The sequence below is a fragment of the Streptomyces sp. NPDC002092 genome (assembly GCF_053593775.1).
In genome coordinates, this window is record NZ_JBSFDG010000002.1 from 354453 (window position 1) to 373671 (window position 19219).

Below are 19219 nucleotides of genomic sequence, written 5' to 3' on the forward strand. Positions count from 1 at the left end.
GATGAAACCCCAGGTCAGTAGCCTGGGGTTTGTTTCATTGGGGAGCCGTTGCCGCGTGGAGGCGAGCCCTCAGCTCACCGTCACTGGGCGATGGCGGACACCCGTCCTGCACGTGCTTCGTCGTGGGCGGCGCACAAGTCCCTGGCAGGAGCAGGCACTTGACTCCCCAGGAGCCTGTGTCAGAGCGGGAGGTCGTCGGGCAGCACCCAGAACGCCTTGTGGCGGCCCAACGGGCGTACGGCCCGGAAGTCCCGTCGGTCGAGGGTGAGAATCGCGTCCGTGTCGTAGTCGGCGGCAAGCACCACGTTCACCGCGTCGGCGAGGTCGAGGTCCAGCGCACGGTAACGGACACGGACGGACTGGGCGGCGCCCAGGTGGTCCTCCGTGATCTCCGGCAGGACGACACGACCCCGGCCCATCCAGCGCCGTAGGTCGTCGACCGCGCTGAGGGCGGCCTCCCTGCCGAGCTCACGCGCCGCCACATGATCCAGTTCGGCCAGCAGGAGCGGGGACATGACCAGCAGGCCCGCCGCCATGATCGCCTCGTTCGCCGCCCGGTGTTCCGGATGAGCCGAGTCCAGCGCCGCCAGAAGGCCGGACGTATCGGCGATGACAATGATCACGCGGCAGATCCGGAATCCGAGCCGGTCTCATGCCGGACGGCATCGGCGACCGTGTCACGGACCTCCGACTTGGGCAGCGTGCGCCCCGGCCCCTCGAAGGTGCGTGAGAACAGCGGCTCGTCCCAGACCCTGTTCGCCATGGCTGCAAGGTGGATGCCCTGGCGGATGATCTCGGCCTCGCTTATGCCTCGGCGCTTGGCGGCCTCCTTGATGATCGCCAGGTCCTCGGGGTCCGCGTAGACGTTCGTGCGCTTCATGGACATGTACCAAGAGTAGTCCATGTACCGGATTGATGTATCCCCCCACTTTCCCGTGTCCCGTTGCCGAGGACCCGCCGAGCCGACCTTGTGCCCGGGATGAGTGTGCGGGTCTCCATTCGTGGAGTGCGCACCTCGATCGGGCCACGTGCGGCGAGGCTCAGCGTGGGCAGTGGCGGTGCCAGGATGTCGACCGGGCTCGGCCCCTTCTACGCGTCGAGTTCCCTCGGCGGCAATCGACGGCGCACCAGCACGCGGCGTACGACACGATCTCGTACGGTCGCCCCCTCAGCCGCGCAACTGAACCGGGCGCGCCGTCAGGTGGAGCGGGCTCAGCAGGAGGCGGAGCGCGATGCCGCCATCTCTCAGTTGCGGGAGCTGAAGCGGCGGATGACGAGCGTTCACCTGGATTCCTTCCCCGCGGCGCATCCGCCCGCCATCCCTGACGCCCCCCAGCTGAGCCTGTCCTGGGCGCTCGCCGAAGCCCGGACGTTCCGTCTTCAGGTTGTGGGGCGGCTGGCCCGCGCGGAGAGGCTGCGGCCAAGCAACGGGCGGAACTGGGCGAACGTACTGTCGATGACCGGCATCGCCACCGCCGTCGTCCTGCTGGTGACCGTGCTCAGCCTGCTGCGGCTGATGCGGCCGGACGGGCTGCGCACCGAGTAAGACCACCGAAGGGCCCTTCCACCCGGGAAGGGCCCTTCGGGCCTCCCGGTGCAGCACCCGCGCCCGCACCCGCAGCGACAGGAGGGTGTATTGAGGGGCGCCCGAGTGAAGCGCATGATGTGCCTCGCGGCCGTCACCCGGCCGACCTCGTGGAAGGCAATCACGCGCCCAGCCTGTCGGCGGAAGCGCGGTCGACAGCGGTGCAGCCGTGTCCTGCGGCTGCGCGCTCGGTCGCTTGAGTGCAGGCAGGCGTGATCCTCGACCAACGCTGGTCGGCGATGAGTTGTACGCGCGGCGAGCCGCTCGTCGGTTGTCAGTCCGGCCGTTGGGTGCGGTTCTCGTGGGCGAGGCCGTCCGGGTGGGCAGCACTGCGCTGCCCGAGGGGAAGGACCAGTGCCCGCAGCAGCACAGGGGCCGGCGACCGGAGGACCGTGGGATCCGACGGTCGACGGACCGCTCCGATGTCCTGCCATCCCCACGACAGGAAAATGTCGCAGGCCAGGGCGTCGGCTTGGTCGACCAGGGTCGCCCCGAGCGAGGCGTGGTGGTCGGCGAGCAGACGTTGCTGGAGTCGGCGGGCGAGGCCCTGGTCGTCCGTATGGGGATGCACCACGATCTCGGTGATCGCGAAGACGTGTCCGGACACGGTGAGCTGTTCCACGCTCTGCGGCAGGGGCCCGTCGAACCCCCTCCACCATGTTCCCTCGCGCGGTACGGGGAATCCGTACGCGCACCCGGCGAAGGCCGTGTCCTCGGCGATCAGCAGGGCGAATCCGGCCCGCCGGATGTCGCCGGTGAGCCGCCGCAGAAACGCTTCCCGCCCCCGGTACTCCTGGCCTGCCTGCGCCCGGGAGGACTCCACGTACAGATCGGCGAGGTCCTCCCGCAGGGTCTCGGCCTGCCAGCGGTTCAGTCGGCGCAGACGTACCGCGTGGGAGGGAGTCGATCCCTCGCTCCATGGCGGCTCGCGGCGGAGCGGGGCCGTCACGGCGCACCGCCCGCGGCAGCGGGAACCCGACCGGGTGATGGTCGAACGGCGAACGGCTCGTGGAGCAGGAAGCCGGAGCCGGTGATCTCGATGATGCGGGCCATGACCGGCGGCGGACAGTGCAGTCGGAGGGCTGTTCCGGCATCGGTGGCCGTCCGGTGTGCCGCGAGGAAGGCGTTGAGTCCGCCGGCGTCGCAGAAGGTGGCCGCCGTGAGATCGACGTCGACGTAGCGGACGCCGTCGAGCACGCATGCGGCCACTGCGGTGCGTACGAGCGGGGCGGTGGCCGTGTCGATCTCTCCTGCGAGGGTGATCGGGGTGCGGTGGCTGCGGTCGTGCCGGTGGACTTTCAGCTGGGGTAGGGGCATGGCTCCTCGGTTCGGGGTGCCCGTCGCGGCGTACCGCCGATGCGGGGATGTACGTGGTGAGGAGTGAACGGCCGGTCCGGCGGCCCGAGTCGGGGAGGGCGGTGGTGGATCGGCCGTTCGGAGATGTGCCTGGCGATCGGACGGAAGGTCCGCACCCGGCGGGCATCGTGTCCTGAAGGGTTACCGTCCGGGGCGCGGACGGCGCTGTCGGAAGCCTGGTCGGCTCGGAGGGAAGCAGGACACGGAAAGACCCCGGCCTGTCAGGAGCGGTGCGGCGGCCGGGGTCCCGGGCTGCGGGCTGTGCGCATCAGTTGGTTCGGTTCGCCCGTTCGGTGACGGGCGGGGAGTGCCTGCCGGAGACGGGCTCACCCGGCTCCGTCACGGGTGCGGCGCCGGGGCCGGAGCCGCCCGCGTCCGCCGTCGCGATGGTCGCGGCGGCGGCCGGCGCTGCCCGTCCCCACCCCGCCGCGGGCCTTCCGCGGAGCCGACGCGGCCGGTCCCGCGACAGGCGTTCCGGAGCGGCCGTAGTGGAAGGCGGCGATGCGGTCGCCGTGCTGTGCGCCGAGCAGATGGATGAGGAACACCCCGAGAGCGATCATCGCGAGGATCACGAGCACCGTCACGAACGTCTCCACGGCCCTCACCTCCCCATCGGCCGATACGGCGGCGCAGCGGTCACGGCCGGGATCCGTGGACGTGCGACCGGATCGCGGGCCGCATGTCCTCCTTCGGAGACCCAGACCGCCTCGACGGCACGGTCGGTCTCGGACACCGTCCGCAGTCGCGCCGCCTCCTCCATCAGCCGGCTCGCGGTCGACGTGCCCAGTGGGTCGCTCGCGGCGGACATCAACCAGGCGGCCGAGACGGGAGTCGTCTGCGGCGGGACCACGAGGAGGTTCCAGCGGCCCGTGCGGTAGGAGAGCAACAGCAGTTCATGCGGGTCCTGCTCGGCCAGGAACCAGCCCACCTTCACCACATGCCCGGCGACGGGCACCTTGCGCGGGACGTCCGGCCAGTGGGTGGGATTCACCGTGACCCGGGTGATCCGCCCCCACAGCGGATCCAGCACGTCGGTCAGGGAGGGGAGCTCCGCCACCAGATCGCGGGAGCGGGGCCACCAGGCGCCGTCCAGCAGAGCCGGTGCGGGACCGACGGGAGCCAGGGACAGACGGACGGAGGACGAGGAGGAACGGTCTTCCGCTTCGGCTGTCGGCGGGAGGGAAATGGTCGCAGTCATGACGCGAACCCTGCCCCGGGCCGGCCGCAACCGGCCCGGCATATTCGATCGCCGAAAACGTCACAAGCATGGAAGCCGGTGCGCGAAATATCCTCGGTGATTTCAGCGTACTCCTCGGACAGGCTCAACGGACCGTTCGGTCGGCGGAGGAACGACCCGGTGCGCAGTTGGGCCTCGGACGCCGTACTGCCCGTAGAAGCATCCACTGACGGCAGGGTGTTTTCGGTCATACGATGACATGTGGGTCGGCCGGGGCCGTCGTACCACCGGCGGAGCGCGCAGACAGGGAGCAGGGCATGATCCGTGCAGCCGACATCCGTGAGTGGCGCGACCATGCCGTGGTCGACCCGAAACAGCGCAGGATCGGCGTACTCGAAGCGGTCTATGTGGACACGGCCACCGACGAACCGGCCATGGCCACCGTCCGGACCGGACTGCCCACCCGTCACCGCCTGGTCTTCGTCCCCGTCCACGACGCCGTCCTCGGACCCGGCTATGTGAAGGTCTCCTACGACAGGGGGCAGGTACGGAAGGCCCCGTCGATCGGAACGGACGACGTGCTGCCTGCCGAGCAGGAGGAAGAGATCTTCCGGCACTACGACATGACGTACCGGCCGGGAGCAGGGGGCGAACGTCAGCTCGCGCGCCGCTGACCCCACAGGCGCGGCCCCGAGGAGGTGATCGGATCGATGGCGCTGTTCCTTCTGCTCGTCCTCGTGGCCGTCGTGCTGGGAATCATCGGTGCGGCAGCGAACGGCCTGGGCTATCTCCTGGCCATCGGCATCGTGCTCTTCGTCGCCGACATGGCCTTCTTCGCGGTCCGGCTGTCCCGGCGCGCCAGACGGCGTCCTGTCCGCTGACGGCCGCCATGACAGGAGGGCGGCACGGTGGAGGGTGCGGGAGGTGAAGGGGCGATCGAGCAGGGTTTCTGGCGGCAGGTCGTCGAGCAGCTGGGCAACGCCCTGATGGTGGTGGATCCGGCCGGACGGATCCTCGTCGCCAACCCGGCCGCCGAACGGCTGCTGGGCCGGACCGCCCGCGCGATGCGCGGGATGGACGCGCACGAGCTGCTGCACCGGGATGCGGACGGCAGCACCCTCCTGAGGGAGCTGTGCCCGCTGCTCCAGGCGCTGGCCGGGAAGGTCGCCGCGCGCGGAGAGGGCGACAGCTATCTGCGCGGTGACGGTCGCCTGGTCACGATCTCCTGGTCCGCTTCTCCCCTGGCGGACGACGGCTCCTTCACGGGCATGGCCGTGCTCTTCACCGACGTCACGGTCGACCACGGCGCGCGCCGGGAACGTGCGGCCTATACGAGTGCTCTGGAGGATCTCAACGAGCGGCTGACGCTGGTCGCGGAGATCACCGACATACTGGGCCAGACCCTGGAGACCGACGAGGCCCTCGCCCGGCTGGGCCGTCTGCTGGTTCCGCGCCTCGCCGACTGGGCGGCGGTGGACCTACGGGCCGGTTCCGGGCAGGTCCACCGGGTGACGGTGACCGGTCCCGCGGGCCGGGACGCCGGACTGGAGGGCGGGCGTGAGCACCTTCCCGAGGCCGCGGAGGGTGACCACTCGCCTCTTGTCCAGGTGCTGAACGGCAGTTCTCCCGCTCTGCAGCAGCAGGAGGAGGCGGAGGCCGCGGCCCCCTCCGGCTCCCCGCTGGCAGCCCTCCACAGCGATTTCCTGCGCACGGTGCACGCGACGTCGGTCATCACTGTGCCGCTGGGCTCAAGACGGCAGATCACCGGCGCGCTGACGCTGGTGCGCACCGATCCGGCGCACCCCTTCGACACCGCCGACCTGGACGTGGTGAGCGACATCGGCCGCCGGGTGGGCCTGGTCGTCGACAACGCCCGCCGGTACGGCCGCCAGCGCGCCGTCGCCGAGGCCATGCAGCGCAACCTGCTCGCCCCGCTGCCCCAGCCGGGCCGCCTGCGGCTGGCCGCCCGCTACCAGCCCGCTCCGGTCGGCTCCCAGGTCGGCGGCGACTGGTACGACGCGTTCGTGCTGAAGGACGGCGCGCTCGCGCTGGTCATCGGGGACGTCGTGGGACACGATCTGACCGCGGCGGCCGGGATGGCCCAACTGCACGGCATCCTGCGGTCCCTGGCCTGGGACCACACCGAACCGCCGGGCGCGATCGTCGACCGCCTCGACGACGCCATGCCCGCCATCACCACCGTCCCGATGGCCACCCTCGTCCTCGCCCGGGTCGAAGGCCACCCGGACACCGGCCCCTGGACACTGCGGTGGACCAGTGCAGGGCATCCGCCGCCTCTCCTCCTGGCCCCCGACGGACAGGCGCAGTACCTCGAAGCCGGACAGGGACTCGTCCTCGGCGCTCCCCCGGTCACCGGCGCGAGCAGACCCGACGCCACTCTGCCCCTGCCGCCGGCCGCCACCCTCCTCCTCTACACCGACGGGCTGATCGAGATCCCCGGCAGCGACCTCGACACCGGCCTGGGCCGGCTGCGCCGCCACGCCCTCGCGCTCGCCACCGCACCGCTGGACACGCTGTGCGACGAACTGCTGGCCCGGATGCCGCCCGGCAGCACCGACGACGTGGCCCTCCTCGCCCTGCGTCTGCCTGATTCCTGATCGCGGAAAGACACGAATGAACCGCTCCGCGGGGGTGTGCGCTCGGCCGGGCAGGGGATTCGGTGTACAAGGCGGGTTTCAGCAGCATTCCCCTGGGGACTGGGCCCACCCAGACTTCTCCGGTTCAGCCAACGTCGCCGACTCCCTCGTCGACGACTTCGACGTCATCGACCTGCTGCAACGGCTGTCCACACGCTGCGTCGAGCTGCTCGACGTGTCGGCCGCCGGCATCCTGCTCGCCGACGCGCACGGCGAACTGCAGATCATCGCCGCCTCGGACGAACACATCCGGCTGCTGGAGCTGTTCGCGCTCCAGCAGGACCAGGGCCCGTGCGTGGAGTGCTACCGCACCGGCAACGCCCGCACCAACATCGACCTGACGCGCCCGGAGACGACCGTGCCCTGGCCGCGCTTCGCGGCCCGCGCCCGCGAGACCGGGTACGTGGCCACCCACGCCGTCCCGCTGCGCCTGCGCAGCAGGATCGTCGGCGCGCTCAACCTCTTCCAGACCACACCGCAACGCCTCGGCGACGACGACATCGCGCTCGCCCGCGCCCTCGCCGACGTGGCCACCATCGCGATCCTGCAGCAGCGCACGCTGGAGCAGTCGCACGTCGAGAACAGCCAGCTGGAGACCGCGCTGAGCAGCCGCATCCTGATCGAACAGGTCAAGGGCGTGCTGGCGGAACGCTGGAACACCTCTGTCGACGACGCCTTCGCCGCGTTCCGGTCGTACGCCCGCGCCCGCCACCTGCGTCTGTCGGAGTTCGCCATGCAGATCATCTCGGGCGGCTTCGACACCGCGGACATCCCGCCACCGGACCGTTCCGTGGACCGCGGCGGCTGACCTCTCTCACGTCCCGGTGTCGATGAGGATCTGTGCGGCCGGGGTGACGTTGTCGGCGCGTACCGCTTCGGCCATCGCGGCGCGTGCCGCCTCGGGCGTCGCGTGCGGCGGGACCACGAGGAGGGAGAAGTGGTCCGCCTCGCCCCGGGTGACCAGAACGGTGTCGTCGCCGACCGGGAAGGAGTCGATGCGGACCACACGGTCGTCAACGACCAGCCGCGTCGGCAGCGGGTCCCACGCGGTGGCGTCCAGGCCGACCCGTGTGACGGGACCCAGCAGCTCGGTCAACGCCGTGACCAGGGCGGGGAGTTCGGCCGCGATGTCACGGGAGCGCGGCCACCACGCCCCGTCGAGAACGCCCCGCCGGTCATCCGTCGTCTCCAGCCGCACGACGGCCGTACCGGGCTTCACGGCCCGGTGGACGGCGTCCGGCGGGAGCGGGGTCACCCGCGGGGAACCGGGTCCGGTACCCATGGCGAACCTCCCTCGATGTCGGCCACCGCGGCCGCCATGAGCGGTTCCGCGGCCTCTGCGGTCGTGTCCGGGGGCACGACCAGCAGGTCCCAGCGCCCCCGGCCGGGGGCGAGCAGGACGACGGTGGGCGGGGCGGACGCGGCCAGGGTCCTGTGCAGTCGTACGACCTGGTTGGACACGAACATCCGGCCGGCCGTCACGGGCCAGGCCGCCCCGTTGACGGTGACGCTGGTGACATGACCCCACTCCCGTGGCAACCCGGCGAGCAGGCGCGGGAGTTCGACGAGGAGGTCGTAGGAGCGTGGCCACCACGCCCCGTCGATGGCCCGGGGCAGGCCGCCGTGGGGTGCCAGGCGCAGGCGCAGAACAGGGTGGGAGGGAAGCGGGGGCTGCAGTGCGGTGGTCACGGGCTGGGCTCCTGTCGACTGGCTGTGCGCGAGTGGGTGGTTGACGTCACGCGCGACGGGCCGCGACCCGCTCCGGCGTCGGCCAGCGCACGTCGTGCACCCAGCCGAGGCGTTCGAGGAGGCGGATGACGGCGGCGGACGGGTCGATCTGGCCGCGGTCGACGCCGTGCCGGGCGCTGGTGGGGTCGGCGTGGTGGGAGTTGTGCCAGCTCTCGCCGAAGGAGAGCAGGGCGAGCGGCCACAGGTTGGTGGCCCGGTCGTGGCGCCGGGTGCGGAAGGGACGCTCACCGATCAGGTGGCAGAGGGAGTTGACGCTCCAGGTGACGTGGTGGAGCAGGGCGATGCGGACCAGTCCCGCCCACAGCAGGGCGGTCACGCCGTACAACCAGCTGCCGCCGATCGCCCAGCCCAGCCCGAACGGCAGCACGAGCGTGAGGACACACAGCAGCGGGAAGGCGCGGGCGACGGCCCGGATGTCGCGGTCGGCCAGCAGGTCGGGGGCGTAACGCTCCGGCGGCGTACGGTCGTTGCGGAACAGCCAGCCGACATGGGCGTGCAGCAGCCCGCGCAACTGGCCGCGCAGATGCGTGCCGTAGCGGTACGGAGAGTGCGGGTCGCCGGGGCGGTCGGTGAAGGCGTGGTGGCGACGGTGGGTGGCGACCCAGCCGATGACGTCGCCCTGGAAGCTCATCGAGCCGGCCACCGCGAGCGCGATGCGCACGGGACGGACGGCACGGTAGCCGCCGTGGGTGAGTCCGCGGTGGAAGCCGACCGTGACGCCGAGGCCCGTGATCGTGTAGAGGACGGCGGCGAGCACGATGTCGGCGGGGTGGATCAGGCTGCCCCACAGCAGCCAGCCGGCCAGGCCGATGGCCACGAACGGCAGGACGACGATCACCGCGGTCACGGCTACGTACAGCCGCTCCCCGCCGTCGCGCGCGGGCAACGGTCCGTCCGGCGGGAAGGGGGAGGTGCCGTCGTAGGTCTGCGGCGGCGGGACGGTGTCCGGCGGGGGTGCCGGGACAGACGTGACAGGTGTGGTGGGACTGAGTGACATGGGACGGGGCTCCTGCCCTCGATGAGGCCGCGCTGACGGAGGTGTGGCCGGGGTCACGGACTGCCCCTGGGGCGGGTGGTGTGCTGGAGACGCCCTGTCGGGTTGGCACGACACACCCTCGTTCTCCTCACCGTACTCCCGCCCGGGCGGAAGCGTCGGGGGTCTCTGACCGGAGCCTCGGACAGGGTGCGCTCAGGTCGGCACCGCGTTGACCCCGAACCCTGCCGGACGTTGACCGGCAGCAGCCGCCTGCTCTGGACATCCGCCGCCCGGCCCGGCCGCACCCACGACATCACCGCCGCCCGCCACGACCACGTCCTTGCCCACCTGCGCGCCGCCGGCCTCGGCGCCCTCGCGGACCTCGGCTTCCGCGGCCTGGACAACGACATACGCGACCCCGTGATCGTCACTGGCTTCCACGCCAGCCGCACCCACAAGCACACACCCGGCCAGAAGGAAGCCAACCGCGTCCTCGCCGTCGGACGTGCACCGGTCGAGCACAGCTTCGCCCACCTCAAGAACTGGCGGACCCTCACCAAACTCCGCACCGACCCCGCCCACGCGACCCGCCTCCTGCGCGCCCTGCTCGTCCTGACGAACCTCGAAGTCAACCGCTGACAGTGCCCGGCGCTTACGAAGGCCACGACGACCTCGATGACGACACGGCCCTCCGCCGGTGGACCACCGCGGCGCTCCACCTCGACGAACTCGGCTGGCTGCGCGAAGCCCTCGCCCGCAACGCCGTACCCGCAGGACGACAGTCTCGAACCGCTCGGTAGACCCCGCGGACCCGCCTCGCCGTTACCAGGCGGGCATCATCGGCGCGCGGGTAGCGGTCCCCGACCGCGCCGTTCGGCAGGAGCGAGCCGATCAGATCCAGCCCTTCGGGGGTGAAGGTGAGGTGCGCGGCAGCGACGTTCTCGGCCACGCGCCGTGCGCTGCGGGTGCCAGGGGCCGGCACGACGTCCTGGCCTTGGGCCAGCAGCCGGCCGAGCGCCACCTGCGCCACTGTGCAGCCCTTCCACTCGGCGATCGCGCCCAGGTCCCGGACCAGTGCCTGGTTGGTTTCGTGGTTGCCGGGCTGCCAGCGCGCGTCGTGGGCACGCAGGTCGTTCGGCGGGCAGCCGGCGGCAGGCGTGGCTGTCCCCGTCACGACTCGATACGCGCCCTACCTAGCGCAGGCAGCGATTCCGGGGACCAGCGCGTCCTCGTGCAACGGTGATTCCATGTGCTCCTGCAACGGCACCTTGCCGACCGGGGCTCGTCTCCGGAGGCCGGCTTTCCGTCAGCCCGTGAGAAGGCTCCCCCGCGCCTCCGAGCCGCCCGCGTGCCCGTAGCGTGCCCATAAGACCGGTAAACCACGGTCAACAGCGGTGCGATTTTGCGCCCTCGGACGTCACGTCACAGCACATACACCCAGGTCAGAAAGGCGATCTCGACGCCCCGGCTTTCGAGCCTGCTCGCGTCGGTGGGCGGCCTCACCAGGGCGCGCACGCTCTTGCCGCGCTTGAGCAGTTCGTCGACGGCCTTGCCCCCGAGGGAGCCGGTCGCACCGACGACGAGGACGGGGAGGGTGATTGAGTCGGTGGCAGGCATGGGGGGTCTCACTTTCCACCAGGCTGGTGGGCGGTGGCTGTGGACATGGGCGTCCGCGTGCCGGGGGCTGATGGAGGCGGGCCGTGGGGCGGATCCGCAGTGCGCCTCGCCGCCACGTGCCGCGTCCGAAGGCGGCCGCGGCGGGGTGGGTGATACGGCCGACCTGAAGATGGTCGCGCCGTGGGGGGCGGTGTGCGCCCCGGTCCGCGTGCCCCTTTTTGTTCACGTGTGGTGTGGCGTACGCGGGGGTGGGGTGCACACCGGGGAGTCATGCGGACTCTTCTTGCGGCTGCGCGCGGCTGCCGATCGCCTCGGTGATGCCGTACGCGGTCTCGACGAAGGACTGCACCTGCTGCTCCGACAGATTCCGGGCGGAGGTCTCCTCCAGGGCCTGCCACAGGGACGCGATGGGCTCGCGCATCGCCCGGCCCTTGTCGGTGAGGTGGACCACCATGACGCGACGGTCGTGTGCGGCCGGCTCGCGAACGATCAGGCCGGCGTCCTGCATGCGGCGTAGCGCCTTGGAGATGGTGGAGTGGTCCACACCGACGCTTTCGAGCAGCTCGGACTGGGACTGACCGTCCCGGTCCAGGAGCTGCATCAGCAGCAGTTCCTGTCCGGGATGCAGGTCCATCTCGCGCAGCAGGGTGGCGGCGTAGGCGCGGTGGGCGCGGGCGAGTTGGAAGATCGCGTAGCTCATCGGTCCTGCGCCGGCCGTCGTGGGGATGCGGGGTCCGGGGGTGGGCATGGTTCGGTTCCTCAGACGGTGTGGGTGGGGTAGTCGGTGTAGCCGGCGGCTCCGCCGCCGTAGAAGGTCGCCGGGTCGGGGGTGTTCAGCGGCGCGCCGGCGCGGAGCCGCTCGACCAGGTCGGGGTTGGCGAGCGCGAGGGCGCCGACGGAGACGAGGTCGGCCGTGCCGTCGTCGATGTCCTTGGCGCGGGCGGGCAGGTCGGTGCCGCCCCGGTTGAGGATCAGCGTGGTCGGCCACAGCGCGCGCAGGGTGCCCAGCAGCTCCTCGTCGCCGGGGTGCATCACGTGGAGGTAGGCGAGGCCGAGCGGGTTGAGGGCGCGCAGGAGCGCCGGATACAGCTCGACGGTGTCGGACTCGGCGATGTCGTTGTAGGGGTTGCCGGGGGAGATACGCAGACCGGTGCGCTCGGCGCCGATCTCGTCGGCCACCGCGGCGGCGACCTCGACGGCGAAGCGGATACGGCCCTCGATCGATCCGCCGTAGCCATCGGTGCGCTGGTTGGTGTTGTCGGACAGGAACTGGTGCACCAGGTAGCCGTTGGCGCCGTGGATCTCCACGCCGTCGGCGCCTGCCGCGACGGCGGCCGCTGCGGCGCGGCGGAAGTCCTCGACGGTCTCTGCGACCTCCTGCGTCGACAGAGCACGGGGGGTGGGCATCTCCTGGGGCCCGGCCGCGGTGAACATCGTGCCCTGCGGCCGGATCGCGGAGGGGGCGACCGGCAGGCGGCCGTGGGGGGTGTTGTCGGGGTGGGCGATGCGTCCGGTGTGCATCAGCTGGATGACGATCCGGCCGTCGGCCGCGTGCACGGCGTCGGTGACCTTGCGCCAGCCGGCGATCTGCTCGTCGTTGTGGATGCCGGGGGTCAGGAGGTAGCCCTGGCCGTCGGCGGAGGGCTGGGTTCCCTCGGTGATGACGAGCGCGTGCGAGGCCCGCTGGGCGTAGTACTCGGCGTTCAGCTCGGTCGGCACGCCTTCAGGTGTGGAGCGGTCACGGGTCATGGGGGCCATGACCAGGCGGTGCGGCAGAGATATGCCGCCAAGAGTGGTCGGCGTCCACAGGGAGTCCAGCATGAGGGGGTCCTTCGGTAGGGCGGTGACCGGCCGGTCACCGAAAACGCAGCGGGGTGGTCGTGGGGAGGCGGTGGGCGGGCGTGCTCAGTCGACGGTCAGGACGAGCTTGCCCCGCACGTGCCCGGCGTCGCTGACCTGCTGGGCCGTGGCCGCCTGGTCGAGCGGGTAGGCGGTGACGGTGGTGACGAGCTTTCCGGCCGCGGCGTCCTGGGCCAGGGCGGCCAGGCGGGCGGTCGAGCGTTCCTGGGACCCCTGGGAGAAGATGATGCCCAGTTGCCGTGCACCGAAGTCGGCGATGGTGACGATGCGCTCGGTGCCGCCCCGCAGGGTGATGGAGTCCTCCAGGGCGCCCTTCCCGGCCAGATCGAACACCGCGTCCACGCCGTCGGGGGCCAGCGCCTGCACCCGTTCGACCAGGCCCTCGCCGTACACGGTCGCGGTGGCGCCGAGCGAGGTGAGGTAGTCCTGGTTGGAGGGGCCCGCGGTGGCAATCACGCGTGCTCCGCGGGCCGTGGCGAGCTGGACGGCCAGGGTTCCCACCGCTCCGGACGCGCCATGCATCAGCACGGTCTCCCCGGCGGCCACCCTCAGCAGACCCAGAACCCGCTCCGCCGTCTCGCCGGCCACCGGCAGCGCGACCGCGTGCTGCCAGTCGAGGCCGGCGGGCTTGGGGGTCACGGTGGTGGCCAGCGCGTACTGGGCGTACGAGCCGGTGTCCGACCAGCCCAGCACCTCATCGCCGACCTGCACGTCGCTCACGCCCTCGCCCAGGGCGTCCACCACGCCGGCGAGCTCGCCACCGGGGACGGCGGGGAGAGGCGTCGGGCGGACGGCCTCCAGCAGCCCGGCGCGGATCTTGCCGTCCAGCGCGTTCAGCCCGGCGGCCTTCACGCGGACCCGGACCTGGCCGGGGCCGGGCGGCGGGACCTCGATGTCCGCCTCGTGCAGCACGTCCGGGCCGCCGAACTGGTCGAAAACGATTGCTTTCAAGATGACTCCGTTCACTTCCGCCCGCAAAAGCGTGGCTGGCCACATAATCAGGGTAACAGCAATCATGTGGCTAGCCAAGTAATGCCGAACGTAGGGGCGGAGGCAGCCACCTCGCCTCGCTTCGGGGTGCGCCACCCACTTGCGTGGCCGACCACGTAGACGAACGCGGCTACCGCCAGGTCGTGAACAAGGGGCGACACCCCTCGGCACCTTTTCCGGTCCGGTACGGGGAGCCCGTGGGGGGGGCGGCGCAGAGGCCGGGGTCGGTGTGGACCGAGCTGCCCCGCCCTGTCGGCGCCGACACCGAACCCGTCCGGGCACGTCCGCCTCGGGTCGCCCGCGCGGCGCGCCCGGCCGATCACCCTGCTTCGGTAGCCCAACCCGTCGCCTATCACCTAAGATATAAAAGATGGCTGCGATGATATCAAGGGAGATACCCGATGAGTCGAACCGTGATCGACCTCGATGATCAACTGGTCGCGGAGGTGGCCAAGGCCCTCGGTACCAGCACCAAGAAGGAGACAGTGAACACCGCGCTCCGCGAGGTGCTGGAGAACCGGCGGCGGGCCCTGGCGCTCACCCGCCTGCGGGCCTCGGCGGAAGAGGGCGCCTTCGACCTCGACCTCTTTGAGAACAAGGGGAACTACCGCCGGTGAACGCCGCGCAATACCTCATCGACACCAGTGCGCTCGCTCGACTGCTGCGCGGCGATGCCGAGCAGTACGGATGGGACCAGGCGGCAGCCGCCGGGCTCATCGCCACCTGCCCCATCACCGAGCTGGAGTTCTTCTACAGCGCGAGTTCGCCTGCCGACCGCGCACAAGGGATCGAAGACATGCGCCTGCTCTTCGGCTGGGTGCCGGTCGACGACCGCGCCTACGACCGCGCCTGGCGGGTCCAGGAGGTTCTCACCCAGCGCGGACAGCACCGCAGCGCCGGGGCCGTCGATTTGGTGGTGGCCGCCACAGCCGAGTTGCAGGGGCTCACTCTGCTGCACCGCGACCGGGACTTCGAGTGCATCGCCGCCGTCACCGGGCAGGCACTCCAGTGGTACGGCCCTGAGGCAGGCAAGTGAGCCAGGTGCAGGCAGGCGGCTTCGCCGGACGGCTCTGCACTCGCGAAGCGCTCCCCGAGCCGGACATGCGAGACAGCCGAGCCGCGAGCGGAGTCCGTTCGCTCAGGCGCTCGGCCCGCCGCGCTTCGGATCCGTGCCCACTGCGTGCCCGTAAGAACGACAACCACGGTCAACAGCGGTGCGAACCAGTTCTCGCGAGGCGGCCGCTACGCCACATAAGTGCAGGTCAACGATCACATGACCCGGTTGCGTGCCCTCCGCGTGCCCTGAGTCGAGGTAACGCGACCGCTCCAGAGGCATTCAGCGGGCACTTTGGGCCCACGCGACTCCCGATCGCCTCAAATGGCGAGACGCATTTCATGTGACCTGCGTCATTACCGTGCGCCATTTCTGCGAAGTCGTGTATGCAAAGCGGCAGTTCACTGACCGCCGCGTGCGGCCGTCGCGGCAGCCGAGGCGTTCGGCGATTGCCCATGCCATGGCGGCCGCTACAGGGGCGGTTCCACGCCGAGGTCGGCGAGCAGGTCCCGGACTCGACTCTCGATCTCGTCGCGGATGGGGCGTACGGCGTCGACGCCCTGCCCCGCGGGGTCGTCCAGCTTCCAGTCCAGGTACGTCTTGCCGGGGAAGACGGGGCACGCGTCCCCGCAGCCCATGGTGATCACGGCGTCCGACGCCTGGACGGTCTCGACGGTGAGCATCTTCGGGGTCTCGGCGGAGATGTCGATGCCGGCCTCGTTCATCGCTTCGACGACGGCGGGGTTGACCGTGTCAGCAGGGGCCGAGCCGGCCGAGCGGACCTCCACCGCGTCTCCGGCCAGGTGCGTGAGGAACGCCGCCGCCATCTGGGAGCGGCCGGCGTTGTGGACGCAGACGAAGAGGACGGAGGGCCGGTCGGCGGCGGGAGTGCTGGTCATGATGGCGTCTTCCTGGGCGGTGGGTCAGGGGAGAGCAGGGGCGGCGAGTTCGGGCTCGGTGTGCGCGGCGGAGGTATCGGCCGGTGCGGGAGCCGGACGCCCGAAGACCGCCGCCACGAGCGCCAGTCCGAGTAGGGCACCGACCACCTGCGCCGCTACGAAAGGAGCGACCGAGCCGGGCGCGATGCCGGCGAACGTGTCCGTGAAGGCACGGCCGATCGTCACCGCCGGGTTCGCGAACGATGTGGAGGACGTGAACCAGTACGCCGCGCCGATGTACGACGCCACCGCGACCGGGGCGAGATGGGCACGGCTCACCCGGGCAAGGCCGAAGATCACGAGTGTCAGGCCGGCCGTGGCCACGATCTCGCCCAGCAGGAGGTGGCCGGCCGAGCGGTCGTGCGTCGACCACCGCACCAGTGGCTTGCCGAACATGGCGTCGGCCAGGACCGCACCCGCTATCGCTCCCGCGATCTGAGCGGCGACGTACGCGGCCAGATCCCGCGTGGTGAATCCGCCGCCCGCACGACGGCCGGTCAGCCAGGCGGCGAGCGTGACGACAGGGTTGAAGTGGGCTCCGGAGACCGGGCCGAGCAGCACGATGAGCACGCCCAGGCCGAACACGGTGGCCAGCGAGTTGGCGAGCAGTTGCACGCCGACGTCTCGCGACAGTTCGCCGGCCTGGATGCCGGAGCCGACCACAACCGCCACCAGCGCCGCCGAACCGAGAGCCTCCGCCAGGACACGGCGCCCCAGCGAGGCGCTCACGCGAGCGCCTCGGCCGCGGTCGGTGCCTTCAAGAACATGGCGAGCCGGTCGAGAGCCGCCGGCAGCACCCAGTAGTACACCCACGTGCCGCGCCGCTCGCAGTCGATGAGACCGGCCTGGCGCAGCAGCTTGAGATGGTGGGAGATCGTCGGCTGGGAGAGATCGAAGGCCGGGGTCAGCTCGCAGACGCAGGTCTCGCCGCCCTCCCCACGCGAGGCGATCATCGACAGCAGGCGCAGCCGCACCGGGTCACCCAGGGCCTTGAAGACCCTGGCCAGTTCGGCCGCCCGCTCGTCGTCGAGCGGTGCCGTGGACACTTCGGCGCAGCAGTCGGCGTCCCGGCCGATCACCTCAAGCTCTTGTTTCGACATGCCTCTATGTTGACGTTTTTCGATTCAAGGCGCAAGGTTGCATCAACGAACTTCAATACAGGCCGTTCCGGGCACCGCCATGCCCCTCACCCAGGAGTGAAGTGATGAACGAGCAGTCCACCGACCTGCGCGAAACCGTCCGCCGGCGCTACGCCGCCGCAGCCGTGAAGGTCACCGAGGGCGGCACCGCCTGTTGCGGACCGCAGCCGGTCGAGGTCGACGAGAACTTCGGCTCCACGCTGTACGCCGCCGACGAGCGCGACGTCCTGCCTGCCGAGGCCGTCGCCGCCTCTCTCGGCTGCGGCAACCCCACCGCCGTAGCAGAACTGCGGGAGGGCGAGTACGTCCTCGACCTCGGCTCCGGCGGCGGCATCGACGTCCTGCTCTCCGCCCGCCGCGTCGGCCCGACCGGCAAGGCGTACGGCCTCGACATGACCGACGAGATGCTCACCCTGGCCCTGGCCAACGCCGAGAAGGCAGGCGCCACCAACGTCGAGTTCCTCAAGGGCACCATCGAGGCCGTCCCGCTCCCCGCCGGCACCATCGACGTCGTCATCTCCAACTGCGTCATCAACCTGTCCGTCGACAAACCCGCCGTCTTCGCCGAGACCTTCCGCGTCCTCAAGCCCGGCGGCCGTATCGGCGTCACCGACGTCGTCGCCGACGACAGCCTCACACCCGAGCAGCGCGCCGAGCGCGGCGACTACGTCGGCTGCATCGCCGGCGCGCTGTCCTTCACCGAATACCGGCAGGGGCTCGAAGCCGCCGGGTTCACCGGCGTCGGGATCACGCCCACCCACGCCGTCGCCGACGGGATGCACTCGGCCATCGTTCGCGCGGTCAAGCCCTCCACCACTGATGAGCGGGGCTCCTCGAACGCCGCGACGGGCGCGTGCTGCGGCGTCGCCGCCTGCTGCACCTCGGACGAGCAGGCGACCGATCCCTCCACCACGGTGGCGGAAGCCAAGGCCGCCTCGGGGTGCGGTTGCCAGGGCTGACCATGGGACTCACCCGCGATTGATCTTGGGCGGGTTGGCCTGCGCGATCGGCTGGGTCGTGGTTCAGCAGGCCATACAGCGAAAGCGCATCACCTCGGTGGTGGGTTTTGAGACGAATAGGCGCTTTGCGGTGGGACCAGAGACGAAAGCGGTGATGGCGAGGCGGGTCTCGCCATACATCGCTCGCGGCTACCGGAGCACCGCAAAAGCGGGCACGACTCGGCTCGTTAGTGTCGGGGGCATGACGACACCCCTTGCCGGCAGTGCCTTCGACTTGCTCCGCCTCAACGCCGTACCCGACCAGGAGGCGCTGCGCCGGGTCTACGCACTCCCCAACGACACGGCCGTGCGCAAGCAGATGACCGAACTCACCGAACAGACCCAGGCGTTGATCGGGTGCTCATCGCTGGTCCTGGTCGCCAGCGTGGACGCCGAGGGCCGCTGTGACGTTTCGCCGCGCGGCGGCCCCGCCGGATTCGTCGCCGTCCTGGACTCACGGACAGTGGCAATACCAGACGCGACCGGCAACAAGCGGCTGGACACCCTGCAGAACGTCGTCGCCACCGGACAGGCCGGGCTGCTGTTCGTCATCCCGGGGCGCACCACCACGCTCAGGGTGAACGGCCGGGCCTGCGTGTCCACCAGCCCGGAGCTGCTGTCCCAGCTGACCGCCGTGGGCAAGCCGCCGGCCAGCGCGCTGGTGGTGGGGATCGAGGAGGTCTACCCGCACTGCCCCAAGTCGCTTCTGCGCAGCGGGGCCTGGAGGCCGGAGCAGTGGCTGCCGGCGGACGCCCAGCCGACCTCGGCCGAGGTGACGCTGGCCCAGCTGCGGATGCCGGAACTGACGATCGCTGACATCGAGCAGGCTGAGGCGGATTCGCTGAAGTACCGGTACGAATGACGGATCGTGGATCAGCTGGTCGCCGCCACCCGGCACGATCAGAAGATCGGAGTCGGTCGGCTCCCGTGCGGTCGGCACCGTGATTCTTGTGCCGAAGAAGCAGGTCACCTCGCCAGGAGCCGAGGGCCGGACCAGTGTCGCCTCCACCTGCCCGCCTGCCTGCACGGCCTGCCCGAAGACGTCACGCGGCCCGATGGCGTCCTGCTCCTCCACCCCGTCGTACATCAGGATCTGAACGCGTAGAGGCATCAGCTTTGTCTC

Annotated in this window: 28 protein-coding genes; 11 read left to right on the forward strand and 17 right to left on the reverse strand. The window is 70.8% G+C overall.

The features are described from left to right. Positions 1-179: 179 nt before the first annotated feature. Complete coding sequence (locus tag ACWCRD_RS05595; RefSeq protein WP_450964661.1) at positions 180-623, reverse strand: PIN domain-containing protein; 444 nt, start codon at positions 621-623, stop codon at positions 180-182. Beyond that, positions 620-886, reverse strand: coding sequence for a ribbon-helix-helix domain-containing protein (locus ACWCRD_RS05600; RefSeq protein ID WP_450964662.1), 267 nt, complete (start codon positions 884-886; stop codon positions 620-622). Before ACWCRD_RS05600 ends, ACWCRD_RS05595 begins: the two co-directional genes overlap by 4 nt. A 180-nt stretch (positions 887-1066) precedes the next feature. Here ACWCRD_RS05600 and ACWCRD_RS05605 point away from each other — a divergent pair, with 180 nt between their 5' ends. Next, positions 1067-1546, forward strand: a complete 480-nt coding sequence (locus tag ACWCRD_RS05605) for a hypothetical protein (protein WP_450964663.1) — start codon at positions 1067-1069, stop codon at positions 1544-1546. Positions 1547-1859: 313 nt separating this feature from the next. On the opposite strand, the gene ACWCRD_RS05610 is transcribed toward ACWCRD_RS05605, so the two are convergent. The 4 genes from ACWCRD_RS05610 to ACWCRD_RS05625 all read right to left on the reverse strand — a co-directional run bounded on the left by ACWCRD_RS05610 (position 1860) and on the right by ACWCRD_RS05625 (position 4139). Continuing rightward, positions 1860-2534, reverse strand: coding sequence for a hypothetical protein (locus ACWCRD_RS05610; protein WP_450964664.1), 675 nt, complete (start codon positions 2532-2534; stop codon positions 1860-1862). Further along, positions 2531-2902 (reverse strand): STAS domain-containing protein, encoded by a 372-nt coding sequence (locus ACWCRD_RS05615; RefSeq protein ID WP_450964665.1) that lies wholly within the window; start codon positions 2900-2902, stop codon positions 2531-2533. Before ACWCRD_RS05615 ends, ACWCRD_RS05610 begins: the two co-directional genes overlap by 4 nt. A gap of 365 nt (positions 2903-3267) precedes the next feature. Beyond that, positions 3268-3537 carry a hypothetical protein gene (locus ACWCRD_RS05620; protein ID WP_450964666.1) on the reverse strand — a complete coding sequence of 90 codons (270 nt, stop codon included), beginning with the start codon at positions 3535-3537 and terminating at the stop codon, positions 3268-3270. A gap of 5 nt (positions 3538-3542) precedes the next feature. Then, complete coding sequence (locus ACWCRD_RS05625) at positions 3543-4139, reverse strand: DUF5994 family protein (RefSeq protein ID WP_450964667.1); 597 nt, start codon at positions 4137-4139, stop codon at positions 3543-3545. Positions 4140-4435: 296 nt separating this feature from the next. Between ACWCRD_RS05625 and ACWCRD_RS05630 the strand changes: the two genes are divergently transcribed. From ACWCRD_RS05630 to ACWCRD_RS05645, 4 genes are read left to right on the forward strand one after another with little or no spacing between them, the layout of a single operon-like run. Continuing rightward, positions 4436-4792 (forward strand): PRC-barrel domain-containing protein, encoded by a 357-nt coding sequence (locus tag ACWCRD_RS05630; protein WP_389072315.1) that lies wholly within the window; start codon positions 4436-4438, stop codon positions 4790-4792. Positions 4793-4828: 36 nt separating this feature from the next. Continuing rightward, positions 4829-4999, forward strand: a complete 171-nt coding sequence (locus ACWCRD_RS05635; protein ID WP_450964668.1) for a hypothetical protein — start codon at positions 4829-4831, stop codon at positions 4997-4999. 27 nt (positions 5000-5026) lie between these two features. Next, entirely contained in the window at positions 5027-6736 is a 1710-nt protein-coding gene (locus ACWCRD_RS05640) for a SpoIIE family protein phosphatase (protein WP_450964669.1), read from the forward strand. A 16-nt stretch (positions 6737-6752) separates the two neighbouring features. Further along, the gene (locus tag ACWCRD_RS05645) at positions 6753-7583 is read left to right on the forward strand and encodes a GAF domain-containing protein (protein WP_450964670.1); all 831 of its coding nucleotides are present in this window, start codon (positions 6753-6755) and stop codon (positions 7581-7583) included. A 6-nt stretch (positions 7584-7589) separates the two neighbouring features. Here the strand turns inward: ACWCRD_RS05645 and ACWCRD_RS05650 are convergent, their stop codons facing one another. The 3 genes from ACWCRD_RS05650 to ACWCRD_RS05660 are packed head-to-tail and all read right to left on the reverse strand — an operon-like array spanning position 7590 to position 9521. After that, positions 7590-8057, reverse strand: coding sequence for a DUF5994 family protein (locus ACWCRD_RS05650; protein WP_450964671.1), 468 nt, complete (start codon positions 8055-8057; stop codon positions 7590-7592). Next, positions 8027-8464, reverse strand: coding sequence for a DUF5994 family protein (locus ACWCRD_RS05655; protein WP_450964672.1), 438 nt, complete (start codon positions 8462-8464; stop codon positions 8027-8029). The genes ACWCRD_RS05650 and ACWCRD_RS05655 overlap by 31 nt, the downstream gene beginning before the upstream one ends. A 46-nt stretch (positions 8465-8510) precedes the next feature. Continuing rightward, positions 8511-9521, reverse strand: a complete 1011-nt coding sequence (locus ACWCRD_RS05660; RefSeq protein WP_450964673.1) for an acyl-CoA desaturase — start codon at positions 9519-9521, stop codon at positions 8511-8513. A gap of 231 nt (positions 9522-9752) precedes the next feature. Here ACWCRD_RS05660 and ACWCRD_RS05665 point away from each other — a divergent pair, with 231 nt between their 5' ends. Continuing rightward, positions 9753-10139 carry a transposase family protein gene (locus ACWCRD_RS05665; protein WP_450964674.1) on the forward strand — a complete coding sequence of 129 codons (387 nt, stop codon included), beginning with the start codon at positions 9753-9755 and terminating at the stop codon, positions 10137-10139. A 13-nt stretch (positions 10140-10152) separates the two neighbouring features. On the opposite strand, the gene ACWCRD_RS05670 is transcribed toward ACWCRD_RS05665, so the two are convergent. The 5 genes from ACWCRD_RS05670 to ACWCRD_RS05690 all read right to left on the reverse strand — a co-directional run bounded on the left by ACWCRD_RS05670 (position 10153) and on the right by ACWCRD_RS05690 (position 13928). Continuing rightward, positions 10153-10674, reverse strand: a complete 522-nt coding sequence (locus ACWCRD_RS05670; protein ID WP_450964675.1) for an aldo/keto reductase — start codon at positions 10672-10674, stop codon at positions 10153-10155. Positions 10675-10922: 248 nt separating this feature from the next. Continuing rightward, positions 10923-11117 (reverse strand): NmrA family NAD(P)-binding protein, encoded by a 195-nt coding sequence (locus ACWCRD_RS05675; protein ID WP_450964676.1) that lies wholly within the window; start codon positions 11115-11117, stop codon positions 10923-10925. 268 nt (positions 11118-11385) lie between these two features. Beyond that, on the reverse strand, positions 11386-11865 hold the full coding sequence (locus ACWCRD_RS05680) for a MarR family winged helix-turn-helix transcriptional regulator (RefSeq protein ID WP_450758353.1): 480 nt from the start codon (positions 11863-11865) through the stop codon (positions 11386-11388). An 11-nt stretch (positions 11866-11876) separates the two neighbouring features. Beyond that, positions 11877-12938: an alkene reductase gene (locus ACWCRD_RS05685; protein WP_450964677.1), complete on the reverse strand. Its 1062-nt coding sequence runs from the start codon at positions 12936-12938 to the stop codon at positions 11877-11879. Positions 12939-13022: 84 nt separating this feature from the next. Beyond that, on the reverse strand, positions 13023-13928 hold the full coding sequence (locus ACWCRD_RS05690) for an NADP-dependent oxidoreductase (protein WP_450964678.1): 906 nt from the start codon (positions 13926-13928) through the stop codon (positions 13023-13025). A gap of 440 nt (positions 13929-14368) precedes the next feature. Here ACWCRD_RS05690 and ACWCRD_RS05695 point away from each other — a divergent pair, with 440 nt between their 5' ends. Both ACWCRD_RS05695 and ACWCRD_RS05700 read left to right on the forward strand, forming a co-directional pair. Further along, positions 14369-14584, forward strand: a complete 216-nt coding sequence (locus ACWCRD_RS05695) for a type II toxin-antitoxin system VapB family antitoxin (RefSeq protein WP_450758349.1) — start codon at positions 14369-14371, stop codon at positions 14582-14584. Beyond that, the gene (locus ACWCRD_RS05700; RefSeq protein WP_450964679.1) at positions 14581-15003 is read left to right on the forward strand and encodes a PIN domain-containing protein; all 423 of its coding nucleotides are present in this window, start codon (positions 14581-14583) and stop codon (positions 15001-15003) included. Before ACWCRD_RS05695 ends, ACWCRD_RS05700 begins: the two co-directional genes overlap by 4 nt. Positions 15004-15491: 488 nt before the next feature. Here the strand turns inward: ACWCRD_RS05700 and ACWCRD_RS05705 are convergent, their stop codons facing one another. Genes ACWCRD_RS05705 through ACWCRD_RS05715 form a run of 3 tightly spaced genes read right to left on the reverse strand, consistent with a single transcriptional unit; the run spans position 15492 to position 17059 of the window. Beyond that, positions 15492-15920: an arsenate reductase ArsC gene (locus tag ACWCRD_RS05705; RefSeq protein ID WP_450964680.1), complete on the reverse strand. Its 429-nt coding sequence runs from the start codon at positions 15918-15920 to the stop codon at positions 15492-15494. A 24-nt stretch (positions 15921-15944) separates the two neighbouring features. Beyond that, complete coding sequence (locus tag ACWCRD_RS05710) at positions 15945-16688, reverse strand: aquaporin (RefSeq protein ID WP_450964681.1); 744 nt, start codon at positions 16686-16688, stop codon at positions 15945-15947. Continuing rightward, complete coding sequence (locus ACWCRD_RS05715) at positions 16685-17059, reverse strand: ArsR/SmtB family transcription factor (RefSeq protein WP_450964682.1); 375 nt, start codon at positions 17057-17059, stop codon at positions 16685-16687. The genes ACWCRD_RS05710 and ACWCRD_RS05715 overlap by 4 nt, the downstream gene beginning before the upstream one ends. A 104-nt stretch (positions 17060-17163) precedes the next feature. On the opposite strand from ACWCRD_RS05715, the gene arsM reads away from it, so the two are divergent. The 3 genes from arsM (at position 17164) to ACWCRD_RS05730 (ending at position 19193) form a co-directional block, all read left to right on the forward strand. Then, the gene (gene arsM / locus ACWCRD_RS05720) at positions 17164-18057 is read left to right on the forward strand and encodes an arsenite methyltransferase (protein ID WP_450964683.1); all 894 of its coding nucleotides are present in this window, start codon (positions 17164-17166) and stop codon (positions 18055-18057) included. A gap of 241 nt (positions 18058-18298) precedes the next feature. Further along, a complete protein-coding gene (locus tag ACWCRD_RS05725; protein WP_450964684.1) occupies positions 18299-18958 on the forward strand; it encodes an MSMEG_1061 family FMN-dependent PPOX-type flavoprotein in 660 nt (219 codons plus the stop codon). 79 nt (positions 18959-19037) lie between these two features. Next, on the forward strand, positions 19038-19193 hold the full coding sequence (locus ACWCRD_RS05730; protein ID WP_450964685.1) for a hypothetical protein: 156 nt from the start codon (positions 19038-19040) through the stop codon (positions 19191-19193). The last annotated feature ends 26 nt before the right edge of the window (positions 19194-19219 follow it).